At 74.0% G+C, this 12,621-nt stretch carries 11 protein-coding genes; 9 read left to right on the forward strand and 2 right to left on the reverse strand.

The window, feature by feature from the left end:
* The first annotated feature begins 36 nt into the window (after nucleotides 1-36).
* The 7 genes from ACFWTC_RS11575 to ACFWTC_RS11605 all read left to right on the forward strand — a co-directional run bounded on the left by ACFWTC_RS11575 (nucleotide 37) and on the right by ACFWTC_RS11605 (nucleotide 8,495).
* On the forward strand, nucleotides 37-267 hold the full coding sequence (locus tag ACFWTC_RS11575) for a hypothetical protein (protein WP_384074158.1): 231 nt from the start codon (nucleotides 37-39) through the stop codon (nucleotides 265-267).
* 57 nt (nucleotides 268-324) lie between these two features.
* Nucleotides 325-2,148, forward strand: coding sequence for an AMP-dependent synthetase/ligase (locus tag ACFWTC_RS11580; RefSeq protein ID WP_383926281.1), 1,824 nt, complete (start codon nucleotides 325-327; stop codon nucleotides 2,146-2,148).
* 113 nt (nucleotides 2,149-2,261) lie between these two features.
* The gene (locus tag ACFWTC_RS11585; protein WP_384030489.1) at nucleotides 2,262-3,527 is read left to right on the forward strand and encodes an ABC transporter substrate-binding protein; all 1,266 of its coding nucleotides are present in this window, start codon (nucleotides 2,262-2,264) and stop codon (nucleotides 3,525-3,527) included.
* 15 nt (nucleotides 3,528-3,542) lie between these two features.
* A complete protein-coding gene (locus ACFWTC_RS11590) occupies nucleotides 3,543-6,323 on the forward strand; it encodes an ATP-binding cassette domain-containing protein (RefSeq protein ID WP_383926275.1) in 2,781 nt (926 codons plus the stop codon).
* Nucleotides 6,320-7,090 (forward strand): ABC transporter ATP-binding protein, encoded by a 771-nt coding sequence (locus ACFWTC_RS11595; protein WP_383926272.1) that lies wholly within the window; start codon nucleotides 6,320-6,322, stop codon nucleotides 7,088-7,090. Before ACFWTC_RS11590 ends, ACFWTC_RS11595 begins: the two co-directional genes overlap by 4 nt.
* A gap of 116 nt (nucleotides 7,091-7,206) precedes the next feature.
* Entirely contained in the window at nucleotides 7,207-8,055 is an 849-nt protein-coding gene (locus ACFWTC_RS11600; protein WP_383926269.1) for an aldo/keto reductase, read from the forward strand.
* A 20-nt stretch (nucleotides 8,056-8,075) separates the two neighbouring features.
* A complete protein-coding gene (locus ACFWTC_RS11605) occupies nucleotides 8,076-8,495 on the forward strand; it encodes an RICIN domain-containing protein (protein ID WP_383926266.1) in 420 nt (139 codons plus the stop codon).
* Nucleotides 8,496-8,938: 443 nt separating this feature from the next.
* Here the strand turns inward: ACFWTC_RS11605 and ACFWTC_RS11610 are convergent, their stop codons facing one another.
* Nucleotides 8,939-9,244 carry a 4a-hydroxytetrahydrobiopterin dehydratase gene (locus ACFWTC_RS11610; protein ID WP_383926263.1) on the reverse strand — a complete coding sequence of 102 codons (306 nt, stop codon included), beginning with the start codon at nucleotides 9,242-9,244 and terminating at the stop codon, nucleotides 8,939-8,941.
* A gap of 180 nt (nucleotides 9,245-9,424) precedes the next feature.
* On the opposite strand from ACFWTC_RS11610, the gene ACFWTC_RS11615 reads away from it, so the two are divergent.
* Together ACFWTC_RS11615 and ACFWTC_RS11620 are read left to right on the forward strand one after the other, a co-directional pair.
* Complete coding sequence (locus tag ACFWTC_RS11615; RefSeq protein WP_384029105.1) at nucleotides 9,425-11,233, forward strand: FAD-dependent oxidoreductase; 1,809 nt, start codon at nucleotides 9,425-9,427, stop codon at nucleotides 11,231-11,233.
* Between the two features lie 65 nt (nucleotides 11,234-11,298).
* A complete protein-coding gene (locus ACFWTC_RS11620; RefSeq protein ID WP_383926260.1) occupies nucleotides 11,299-12,090 on the forward strand; it encodes a helix-turn-helix domain-containing protein in 792 nt (263 codons plus the stop codon).
* On the opposite strand, the gene ACFWTC_RS11625 is transcribed toward ACFWTC_RS11620, so the two are convergent.
* On the reverse strand, nucleotides 12,076-12,498 hold the full coding sequence (locus ACFWTC_RS11625) for a hypothetical protein (protein ID WP_383926257.1): 423 nt from the start codon (nucleotides 12,496-12,498) through the stop codon (nucleotides 12,076-12,078). The two genes, ACFWTC_RS11620 and ACFWTC_RS11625, sit on opposite strands and share 15 nt — an antisense overlap.
* Nucleotides 12,499-12,621: the final 123 nt, after the last annotated feature.

Below are 12,621 nucleotides of genomic sequence, written 5' to 3' on the forward strand. Positions count from 1 at the left end.
CTACGAGTCCAGAACCCCCACCATCACCCTCGCCGCATGACCACCCCAAACAACCTCATACCCGGCACCACGTCCTTGACGAAGGACATAGAGACCCCCCCCGCCACGGCGAACCACCCCACCCGCCCGCGCCACCGGCCGCTCCACCCGCCCGCCCCCCACCGGCCCGCGCCACCGGCCCCCGCCCCCGCCGCGCGCCCCTCCCCGCTCCCGCACCCCACCCCCCGCGCCCCCTGCGGAGGTCTTGTGGAGGTGTTCGGCGGCTGATCAACTGCCGACAGGCGTGGGGTAGCGTCGCCGCGCTGTGCGGAGAGGAGCGGGCCCTTGCGCGAGTTCACCGTCCCACCCGTCGTCACGGGCCCGCCCGTCGGCGGCCTGGCCGACGTCGTCTTCCAGTACGCACACCAGGACCCGGGCCGTGTCGTACTCGGCCGCAAGACGGCCGGCGAGTGGACGGACGTGACCTCCGGCGAGCTGGCGGCCGAGGTGCTCGCCCTGGCCAAGGGCCTGCTGGCCCAGGGCGTGCGGTTCGGGGACCGGGTCGCGCTGATGTCCCGTACCCGGTACGAGTGGACGCTCTTCGACTTCGCGCTGTGGGCCATCGGGGCGCAGCCGGTCCCCGTCTATCCCTCCTCCTCCACCGAGCAGGTGCACTGGATCCTGGAGGACTCCGGCTGCGTGGCCTGCGTCGTGGAGAACGAGGACCAGGCCATGACCGTGGGCTCGGCCATCGACCGGCTGCCCGGTCTGCGGCGGCTGTGGCAGCTCGACGCCGGGGCCCTGGACGCGCTCGTCGCCGACGGGCGGGGGGTCGCCGAGGACGTGGTGCACCGGCACCGGGGCGCGGTGACGCCCGACGCCGTCGCCACCGTGATCTACACCTCCGGGACCACCGGCCGGCCCAAGGGGTGCGTGCTCACCCACGCCAACTTCATGTACGAGGCCGACACGATGGTGAGCCGCTGGGAGTCGGTCTTCCAGGCCGGTCCGGGCGAGCGGCCGTCCACGCTGTTGTTCCTGCCGCTGGCCCACGTCTTCGGGCGGATGGTGGAGGTGGCGGCCGTACGGTCGCGGGTCAAGCTCGGGCACCAGCCGGTGCTGGCGGCCGCCGAACTGATGCCGGACCTGGCCGCGTTCCGGCCGACCTTCGTGCTGGGGGTGCCGCACGTCTTCGAGAAGGTGTTCGCGGCGGCCCGCCGCAAGGCGGAGGTGGAGGGGCGCCGGGGTCTCTTCGACCGGGCGGTGGACACGGCCGTACGGTACGCGGAGGCGCGCGAGGCGAGGGCGTTCGGGACCGGGCCGGGGCCGTCGGCGGGGCTGCGCGTGCAGCACCAGCTCTTCGAGAAGCTGGTGTACGGGAGGGTCCGCGAGGCGATGGGCGGCCGGGTGCGGCACGCCATGTCGGGCGGGTCCGCCATGTCGCGGCGGCTCGGGCTGTTCTTCGACGGCGCCGGGATCACGGTGTTCGAGGGGTACGGGCTGACCGAGTCGAGTGCGGCGGCCACCGCGAACCCGCCGGGGGCGACGAAGTACGGCACGGTGGGCCCGCCGATCCCGGGCAGTTCGGTGCACATCGCCGACGACGGGGAGGTGTGGCTGCACGGCGGCCACGTGTTCTCCGGGTACCTCAACGATCCGCCGGCGACGGAGGCGGTGCTGCGCGGCGGGTGGCTGGCGACCGGGGACCTGGGGCGGCTGGACGGGGACGGTTACCTCACCATCACCGGGCGCAAGAAGGAGATCCTGGTGACCTCCAACGGCAAGAGCGTCTCGCCCACCGCCCTGGAGGAGCGGGTGCGTTCGCATCCGCTGGTGTCGCAGTGCGTGCTGGTGGGCAACGACCGGCCGTACATCGCGGCCCTGCTCACCCTGGACGCGGAGGGCATCGCGCACTGGCTGTCGATGCGCGGCCTGGCGCAGCGGCCGGCGGGGGACCTGGTGCACGACCCGGAGCTGACCGCGGAGGTCCGCCGGGCGGTGGTGGCCGCCAACACCCTGGTCTCACAGGCGGAGGCGATCCGGACGTTCCGGGTGCTGCCGGGGCAGTTCACCGAGGAGCTCGGCCTGCTGACGCCCTCGCTGAAGCTGAAGCGGCGGGCGATCGAGAAGGCGTTTGCGACGGAGGTGGCGGCGCTGTACCGGGCCTGAACATCACAGCCCGGCGATTATCTGACGGTCCATCACTTTACCTCGTCAGCAATATTGACGATCCGTCAGGTCGCCCACAGAATGCGGGGATCCCGACCGGAGGGAACCCCTCGATGTTGCGACCGATCCGCACCCTGGCCGCCGCGGCGGCGGCCCTCGCGCTCGTCTGCGCCTGCAACTCCGCCGCCACCCCCGACAAGGCGGCCCCCGGTGCGTCCGGCGGGACCTCCCGCGGCGTCACAGCGGACTCGATCAAGGTCGGCGGCATCGTGTCGATGACCACCGCCAGCGGCTACAGCAAGAAGGACACCGACCTCGGGGCCAAGGCCCGCTACCTGAGGGCGAACGCAGAGGGAGGGGTCAACGGCCGGATGATCGACTACCTCGGGGCGGAGGACGACGGCCAGGACCCGGCGAAGAACATGGCGGCCGCCCGCAAGCTCGTCCAGCAGGACAAGGTCTTCGCGGTCTCTCCCATGAGTTCGGTGACCTTCTCCGGCGCCGACTTCCTGGAACAGGAGAAGGTCCCCACCTTCGGCTGGGGCACCCTGCCCTCCTTCTGCGGGCCCAAGTACATCTACGGCTTCAACGGCTGCCTGGTCCCCTCCCCCGGCGGCACCCTCAACCAGACGTGGCCCGAGGGCATCGGCCAGGTGCTCGGCGGGGCCGCCGGCAAGTCGGTGGCGGTCATCGCGAACGACAGCGACGCCGGGAAGTTCGGCATCCGCACCTTCCAGCAGGGGTTCGCCGGCGCCGGGTTCACCGTCGCGTACGCCAAGGCCTCCGTGCCCGCCACCGCCGTCCCGAGCGACTGGTCCGCGTACGTCAAGGAGATCATGGAGAGCAACGGCGGCAAGGCGCCCGACGCCGTCGTCTCCGTCATGCAGACGCCCAACAACATCGGGCTGTTCACGGCGCTCAAGCGGGCCGGCTACAAGGGCCTGATCTCCGACCCCACGGACTACGACCCCGGCCTGCTCGCGAAGGAGGCCACCAAGCAGGCCCTCGACGGGGTGCACGTACTGCTCCAATTCGAGCCCTTCGAGTCGGACAACCCGAAGATGGCGCAGTTCAAGGCCGACATCAAGGCCGCGGCGGGCGGCCAGGACCCGCCGCCCCTGAACATGCACATGCTGACCGGTTACATGTCGGCCGACCTCTTCCTGTCCATCGCGCAGAAGGCGGGCAAGGACCTGACCGTCGAGTCCTTCCAGGCCGCCGCGCAGGGCTTCTCCGACACCGGCACGCTCGTCGGCGACCGGGCCGAGCCCAAGGGGCAGAAGGAAAGCTTCGGCTGCGGGGCGCTCGTCCAGCTGAAGGACGGCACGTACAAGGTGTCCGTTCCCTTCAAGTGCCACGAACCCGTCCCCTTCACGTAGGGGCTGGGCAGCCGAATGGGAGATCTGCTCGTCTTCGTGCTGAGCGGTCTGGTCTCCGGCGCCCTGTACGCGCTGCTGGCCACCGGGCTCGTACTGTCGTACTCGGCGTCCGGGCTGTTCAACTTCGCCCACGGGGCCACCGCCTACCTGTGCGCGCTGACCTTCTACGAACTGCACTCCGGTCTGGGCTGGCCGGCCGTACCGGCGGCGCTGCTGGTGGTGTTCGTGCTGGCGCCCGGGCTCGGGTGGGGGCTGGACCGGCTGATGTTCCGCCGTCTCGCGCGGGTCGGCGAGGCCGCGCAGATCGTCGCGACCATCGGACTGCTGGTGGCGCTGCCGGCCGCCGGGCTGTGGGCGGTGGAGCTGCTCGCGGACGCGGGCGCGCCCGTCAAGCCGGCGGAGAACCAGTTCGGGCTGCCGGGGGTGGGCCCGAGCCCCGCGGTCTCCTGGCAGCTCGCCGAGGGCGTCGGCATCGACTCCGACCAGCTGATCACCTGGGTGGTGACGGCGCTGGTGGCGGTCGCCCTGTGGGTGCTGATGCGGCACACGCGGCTGGGGCTGCGGCTGCGGGCGGCCGTCGACAACCGCTCGCTGACCGAGCTGCGCGGCATCAGCGCCGACCGGCTCTCGTCGGTGGCGTGGATGATCGCGTCGGGGCTGGCCGGGCTGGCGGGCGTACTGGCGACGCCGCTGCTGGGGCTCTCTGCGCACGACTTCACGCTGTTCCTGTTCGTGTCGGCGACAGCCGCGGTCATCGGGCGGTTCGCGTCGGTGCCCCTCGCGTTCGCCGGCGGGCTCGGACTGGGCGTGCTGCAGAACCTCGTCGCCGGGTACGCCTCCTTCGCCGAGGACATCACCGGGCTGCGCACGGCGGTGCCCTTCCTCATCCTGTTCGGCGGGCTGCTGGTCCTGACCCGCAGGGCCCGGACCGCGGGGACCCCGGCCGTGGACGCGCCGCCGGTGGACCATCTGGCCGGGGCGTCGTGGGCACGGCGGTGGGGCGGGTGGGCGGCGGGCGCCGTGCTGCTGGGCACGGCGTTCTACACGGTGACGACACCGTTCTGGAGCGGGCTGCTGGCCCAGGGGCTGGCGATCGCCCTGGTGTTCATGTCCTTCACGGTGGTGACCGGGCTCGGCGCGATGGTGTCCCTGGCCCAGGGCACCTTCGTCACGGGGGCCGCGCTGGTGGCGGGGCTGCTCATGAGCCGCGGCTGGCCGTTCGTGGCCGCGCTGGCGGTGGGCACCTGCGTGGCCGCGGTGCTGGGGGCGCTGGTCGCGCTGCCCGCGCTGCGGCTGGGGGGCCGCTCCCTGGCCCTGGCCACGCTGGCGCTGGCGTTCCTGGCCGACCAGATGCTGTTCCAGCTGCGGTGGCTGCGCAACGGGGACGCGGGGTGGTCGATCCCCCGGCCGGTGTTCGGGCCGGTGGACCTGTCGGATGACCGGGCGCTCGGGGTGGCCTTGGTCGTCCTGGTCGGGGTGGTGGCGGCGGGGCTGAGCGCGCTGCGGAACTCGCCGTCCGGGAGGGCGATGCTGGCCGTACGGTCGGCTCCGGCGGCGGCGATGGCCTCGGGGGTGTCGGTCCTGCGGACGAAGCTGCTGATGTTCACCCTGTCGGCGGGGCTGGCCGGGTTCGGGGGCGTGCTGTACGCCTCGTACAACACCCGGATCACCGCGACCGACTTCACGGCGATGACGGGGCTGGTGTGGCTGGCCGTGGTGGTGGCGGCCGGGGTGCGCAGGCCGCAGTACGCGGTGGTGGCGGGGCTGGTGTTCGCCGTCGCGCCGCGGCTGCTCGCGGACTACGTGACGGAGTCGGCCCACCTGCCGGTGATCCTGTTCGGCCTGGCCGGCCTGGCCCTCGCCAACGATCCCGACGGCTACTGCGCCGCGGTTCCGGTGCGGTGGGCGCGCAGGCGGGCCGCGGGCGCCGGGACGGCGGGCACCTTCCCGGCCCCGGCCCCGGCCCCGAGCCCAGCTCCGGACCCCGCCGCAGCCGCGGACCGAGGGTCGGCACCGGACCGCGGGTCGGCACCGGCTCCCCCCGCGGGCGCCGTCCCCGGCCCCCGCCGGACGGCGCCCCCGCCCCCGGTCCCGGCCGCCGCGCGCCCCGCGCTGGAGTTGCGCGGGGTCACCGCCGGGTACGACGGCGGGCTCGTCCTGCACGGGGTGGACCTCGTGGTCCGGCGGGGGGAGATCCTCGCCGTCCTCGGCCCCAACGGGGCGGGGAAGAGCACCGCCTGCAAGGTGGCCGCCGGGCTGCTGCCCGCCGCGGGCGGGAGCGTGTGGGTGGCCGGGCGGGACGCGACGCGGGACGGGCCCGTGCGCCGGTCTCGGGCCGGGGTGCTGCTCGCCCCCGAGGGCCGGGGGATCTTCCCCGCGCTCACCATCGAGGAGAACCTCGCGCTGTACCTCCGGGACGCCGGCGCCCGGACCGCCGTCTACGACCGCTTCCCCCGCCTCGGGGAGCGGCGCGGGGTCGCCGCCGGGTCCCTGTCCGGCGGGGAGCAGCAGATGCTGGCGCTGGCACCGCTGCTGCAGCGGCCGCCCGAGGTGCTGATCGCCGACGAGCCCTCGCTCGGGCTGGCCCCGCGGGTCGTGGAGGAGGTGTACGCGCTGCTGGCCGAGCTCCGCGGGGCCGGGACGGCGCTGCTGCTGGTGGAGGAGAAGGCGGCCGGGATCCTCGGGATCGCGGACACGGTCGCGTACCTCGCGCAGGGCCGGGTCTCCTGGTGCGGCCCGCGGGCCGAGGTGGAGGCGGACCGGCTCACCGAGGCCTACCTGGGGATGGCGACATGAGCGGTGACGTGTTCCGGGCCGCGGACGTCAGCGTCCGGTTCGGCGGTGTCCGGGCCCTGACCGGGGTGGACCTCGGTGTCCGGGCCGGAGAGGTGTGCGGGCTGATCGGGCCGAACGGGGCCGGGAAGACCACGCTGTTCGACGTGCTGTCCGGCATCCGGCGGCCCGACCGGGGGCGGATCCTGCTCGACGGGGCCGACATCACCCGCCGCTCCCCCGTCTGGCGGGCCCGGCACGGGATGCGCCGGACCTTCCAGCGCCAGCAGCTGTTCGGCCAGCTCAGCGTGGCCGACAACGTGCTGGTGGCGCAGGAGTGGCGGGGCGGCGGGGGCGGCATCGGCGCCGACCTGCTGGCCTTCCCCGCCCGGCGGGCCCGGGAGCGGGAGCGGCGGGCCCGGGGCGAGCGGGTGCTGGCGGGCTGCGGGATCGGCGCGCTCGGCGCCTCGTACGCGGGCGGGCTGCCCGTCGGGCAGGCCCGGATGGTGGAGCTGGCCCGCGCGGTGGCCGACCCGCCGCGCGTGCTGCTGCTGGACGAGCCGGCGTCGGGCATGTCGGCGCCCGAGCGGGAGCGGCTCGCGGCGGTGATCCGGCGCCTCGCGCGGGAGGAGGGCTGCGCGGTGCTGCTGGTCGAGCACAACGTGGCGTTCGTGATGGACCTGTGCACGCGGGTCGTGGTCCTGGACCTCGGAACGGTGCTGGCCGAGGGGACCGCGGCGCAGGTGCGGGCCGACCCGTCGGTGAGGGAGGCGTACCTGGGGACCTCCTGACGGGGAGGCCCTCCGTAGGGGGACGGGTGCCCCCGCGTGGCGGGAATACGTCGTACGGGAGGCCGGTTGCCGCCCCCGTACGACGCAACCGAACCGACGCGAGGGAACGGCCAGACGTGAACCAGGTCCCCACCATCCAGCTCAACAACGGCACGCTCATGCCCCAGCTCGGCTACGGCGTCTGGCAGGTGCCGGACGAGGAGGCGGAGCAGGCCGTCGCCACGGCGCTGGAAGCGGGCTACCGCAGCGTCGACACGGCGGCCGTCTACGGCAACGAGGCCGGCACCGGCAGGGCCCTCGCGGGCTCCGGCGTACCGCGCGGGGAGCTGTTCGTCACCACCAAGCTGTGGAACGGCCCGTCGCGGACGTGGGGGCGCGACGAGGTGCTCCGCGCGTTCGACGACTCGCTGGCGAAGCTGGGCCTGGACCACGTCGACCTGTACCTGATCCACTGGCCGCGCCCGATGCGCGACGACTTCCTGGCCATCTGGAAGACCTTCGAGGAGCTCGCGGAGAGCGGCCGCGCCAAGGCGGTCGGCGTGTCGAACTTCCGCCCTGCGGACCTGGACCGGCTCGCCGCGGAGAGCGCGTTGGTGCCCGCCGTGAACCAGATCGAGCTGCACCCGCTCTTCCCGCAGACCGAGTTGCGCGCCCTGCACGCGGAGCGCGGGATCATCACCGAGGCCTGGTCCCCGCTGGGCCAGGGCAAGGAGCTGCTGACGCTGCCGGCGGTGGCCGCGATCGCCGCCCGGCACGGGCGCTCCGCCGCGCAGGTCGTACTGCGCTGGCACCTCCAGCACGGGAACGTCGTGATCCCCAAGTCGGTGACCCCGGCCCGGATCCGGGAGAACCTGGACGTGTTCGGCTTCGAGCTGGACGCCGACGACGTCGCGGCGCTGGACGCGCTGGGCGCGGGCGCGGCGGGCCGCCGGATCGGGCCGGACCCGTCCGTCTTCGACGTCTGAGGGCCGGGGGACTCGCGCGCGTGAACGTCCCGGACGGGACCTATCAGGTCCGCAACGTCGCCAGTGGGCTCCTCCTCCAGGTGGAGGCCGGCAACCGGGTGGTGGTCGCGCCCGCAGGCCCGGTGCCGGAGGCGGTGCGGTGGGAGGTCTCGCCCGTGCACGCGGGCGGGGGCCTGTTCCACCTGGTGAGCGTCCACAACGGCAGGCGGCTGGACGTGGCGAACGCCTCGACGGAGAGCGGCGCCCGCGTCCAGGTGTGGAAGGCGAACGCCTTCGGGGCGCAGGAGTGGCTGGTCGAGGAGCACCTCGACGCCCCAGGCGTCGTCTCGCTGGTCGCCGCCATCAGCGGTCTCCCGCTGGAGGCGGACGCGGAGGGCCGGGCCCGCCAGTGCGAGGACACCGACTCGCCGGGCCAGTGGTGGCGGCTGGAGCGGGTGTAGCGGCGGCGGCGGCCGGAGGGAGCCCGGCCGCCGCCTCCGGGGCCGCCAGCCGACGCGTACGGAGCTCCGTACGAGGTAATCCGGTTCCGCGCGCGGCGCGTCCGGACCGGGCAGGCGCTCCAGCAGGGCCGCCAGTTCCCGCGCGGTGGTGCCGCGCGGGCGGACGCGGGAGGCGTACTGCCCCGCGAGCAGCGCGGCGGCGGTCGCGCGCGGGCTGTCCGCCCCAAGGACGCGCAGGCCGGGACGGGCGGGCCGGGCGGTGACGATGCCGGTTCCGCAGCTTAAGCCCAGGTCCATGAGGGTGCGGGTGGACGCGGGGAGGCGGCCGAGGAGCGCCGCCGCGGCGGCCCCGGCCCTCGGGGCGCCGCCGCGGGTGGCGTCGTAGGCCTCGGCCTCGGCGTCGTAGTCGAGCAGGGACGGGGCTGTCGGCGCGTGGGACGGCATCAGCTCGCGCCGTGGGCCGGGGCGAGGGACTCGACCCGTTCCGCGAGCGCGAAGTCGGTCTCGGTGACGGCGCCGCCGGCGTCGTGGCTGTTGACCGACACGCGGACGGTGTCGTAGCCGAGGGTCAGGTCCGAGTGGTGGTTCAACTCGTCCTGGACGGCCGCGATGTGGGCGACCAGGGCGCTCGCGGCGAAGTGCGTGCCCAGCCGGTAGGTGCGGATGATGCGGTCGTCCTCGAAGGCCCAGCCGGGGAGTTCCCGCAGCCGGTCCTCGATCTCCTTCTGCGACAGCGGCTCACTCGGCATCGGGCGGCTCCTTCTCCTCATGACGGGATGTCAAGGTTCCCACAGCGTGCGCCGCGACGACCCTTTCGCGCCATAGTGCACCCGGGTGCTCCTGTGTCTTCCGCGCACCGGTGCGCCCCTCCTATGCTCCTGCGCCGGACATGACTGTTACCAGCGGTAACCAGCGGCAGGGGCATGGGAATGAAGGACACGGGCAGTTCCAGGCGTACGTTCATCGCGGGCGCGGGCGCGGGGGCGGCCGCCACCGCCGGGGCCCTGCCCGCGGTCGGGGCGCTCGGCGCGGTCGGGGCGCTCGCGACGCCGGCCGCCGCCGCTCCGGCCGCCGGCCCGCCGCGGACCGTGGCCGTCCTCGGCGGCGGCGTGGCCGGCCTGACCGCCGCGCACGAGCTGGCCGAGCGCGGGTACGCCGTCACGGTGTACGAGCGCCGGGCGCTCGGCGGCAAGGCCCGCAGCATGGACGTACCGGGCAGCGCCCGCGGCGGACGGCGGCCGCTCCCCGCCGAGCACGGCTTCCGCTTCATCCCCGGCATCTACCACAACCTGCCCGACACCCTGCGGCGCATCCCCTTCCCCGGCAACGCCAACGGCGTGTGGGACAACCTCGTCGCCCCGCGCGAGATGATGTTCGCCCGCGCCGGCGGCCGCGAGGACCTACGCGCCCCGATCCCGTGGCCCGCCCACTCCCCCGCGGAGCTGACGCCGGAGGAGCTGCGGCGCGCCCTGACCGGGATCCTGCAGTCGCTGGTCCGGCTGCCGCCGCACGAGACCGCGTACTTCGTGAACCGCGCGCTCGTCTTCCTGACCAGCTGTGACGAGCGGCGCGACGAGGTGTGGGAGCGGACCCCCTGGTGGGACTTCGTGCGCGCCGCGCGGATGTCGCAGGAGTACCAGCGCATCCTCGCGATCGGCGTGACCCGCAACATCGTGGCCACCAAGGCCGAGGAGGCCTCCACCCGTACCGTCGGGACCCTCGGCGAGGCCTTCGTCTTCAACCTGCTGGGCCGCGGCGCGGACGGCCCGCCGGACCGCATCCTCGACCTGCCGACCAACGAGGCGTGGATCGACCCGTGGGAGGCCCATCTGCGCTCGCTGGGCGTGGAGTTCCGGATCGGCTGGACCGTACGGGAGGTGCGGTACGGCGGCGGCCGGGTGAGCGGGGTGGCCGTGTCGGACCCGGACGGCGCCCCGCGGACCGTCACCGCCGACCACTACGTCTCCGCGCTGCCGGTGGAGCACGCCCGCCGGACCTGGAGCGCGGGGCTGCGGGCGGCCGATCCGATGCTGGGGCGCTGCGACCGGCTGAAGACGGACTGGATGACCGGCATCCAGTTCTACCTGACCGAGCGGGCGGAGCTGGTCCACGGCCATCTCAACTGCATCGATTCCCCTTGGTCGTTGACGGCGATCCAGCAGGCCGAGCACTGGCCCACCCGGAACTTCCCCGCCGACTACGGCGACGGCACGGTGGCCGACTGCCTGTCAGTGGACATCTCGGAGTGGGACAAGCCCGGGATCCTGTACGGGAAGACGGCCAAGCAGTGCACCCGCGAGGAGGTGGCGCGCGAGGTGTGGGCGCAGCTGAAGGCCTCCCTCAACGACACCGGGAGGACCCTGCTGTCGGACTCCCGGCTGCACTCGTGGTTCCTGGATCCGGGCGTGGACGGCCTCGGCACCCCGAACCCCACCAACGAGGACGAGCTGCTGATCCACCCCGTCGGCACCTTCCACAACCGGCCGACCGCGGGCACCCGGGTGCCGAACTTCTTCCTCAGCGGGGACTACGTGGCGGTGGACATCGACCTCGCGACGATGGAGGGCGCCAACGCCTCGGCCCGCGCCGCCGTCAACTCCCTGCTGGACCGCGACGGTTCGGCGGCTCGGCGGTGCACGGTGCGCCCGCTGTACCGGGCGCCGGAGGTGGAGTCGGCCAAGCGCCACGACCGGTGGCGCCACCGGCTCGGCCTGCCGAACGTCTTCGACCTCGGGTGAGGGCGGGGGTGGCGGCGGGAGCGGGAGCGACGGCGAGGGCTGCGGCGCTCGGCTAACGTCGGGGCATGACGACGACGACCGGCGTGGGCGCGCTGTTGCGGACGTGGCGGGAGCGGCGCGGCATCAGCCAGCTGGAGCTGGCGGGCCGCGCCGACTCCTCGTCCCGGCACATCAGCTTCGTGGAGAACGGCAGGTCGCGGCCGAGCGAGGAGATGGTGCTGCGGCTCGCGGACCACCTCGACGTGCCGGTGCGCGACCGCAACGCGCTGCTCGTGGCGGCCGGTTACGCGCCCCGGTACGCGCACACCCCGCTCGACGCCCCCGCGATGGCGGCCCTGCGCGAGGGGCTGGAGCGGCTGCTGACCGGCTACGAGCCGTACCCGGCCCTGATCGTGGACGGCACGTACACGGTGGTGGCGGCCAACCGGGGCATCGCGATGCTGCTGGAGGGCCTGCCGGATCACCTGCTGACGCCGCCGCTGAACGCGATGCGGATCACCCTGCACCCGGAGGGCCTCGCGCCGCGGATCCGCAACTTCAGGGACTGGCGCGGTCACCTGCTGGCCCAGATGGAACGGCAGATCGCACTGGCCCGCTCACAGGAGCTGCGGGAGCTGTACGAGGAGGTGTCGGCGTACCCGGTGACGGACAGGCCGGGCGACGCGGAGCCGGCGGAAGCCGTCGCGTACATCGCGCTGCCGCTCGTGATCGAGCACGACGGACGCCTGCTGTCCTTCGTGTCGTCCATCTCCACCTTCAACACCCCGATGGACGTCACCGTCGCCGAGCTGGCCATCGAGACGATGCTCCCGGCCGACCCGGCGACGGCGAAGTACCTGCGCTCACTGGAGAGTTGAGCCGGACCGCAGCGCCAGCTGCTGGAGTACGGCGAACGAGGCGACGGCGGCGGCCTGCGCCGGGATCCACACCAGGCCCGCCGTGGTGGGCGCGAACCAGACGGCCAGCGCCACCAGGCTCAGTGCGGCCCAGGCGTAGTTCACCTCGACGACCAGCCGCACCGCGAGGCGGGGCGGCTGCCGCCGCGAGGCCAGCCACCCGACGCCGGCGCCGTACAGGGCCAGCAGGACCCCCAGCCCGAGGAGCAGCCCCTCCCCGACCCCGAGCACCCGCCCGAGCGCAGCCGGGAAGGCCAGATAGGCGACCCCGTTGGCGGTGGTGACCACGGCGTCGAGCGCGAGGAATCGACGCAGCGCGACCTGCGGCTCGGGGGTGCGGGCGATGCTGCCGAGAAGGGTTGCGGACATGGGGGATCAGCCTCCGTCGAGAGGGGGACGCGCCGGTCGGGTACGGGCCCCGGAGTCGAGTGCGCGACCCCGGAACCCGTACCCCCACTCTGCGGCGCCCCGCCCGCGCGGTCGATTACCCGA

Source organism: Streptomyces sp. NPDC058619 (assembly GCF_042717785.1).
Lineage (GTDB): Bacteria > Actinomycetota > Actinomycetes > Streptomycetales > Streptomycetaceae > Streptomyces.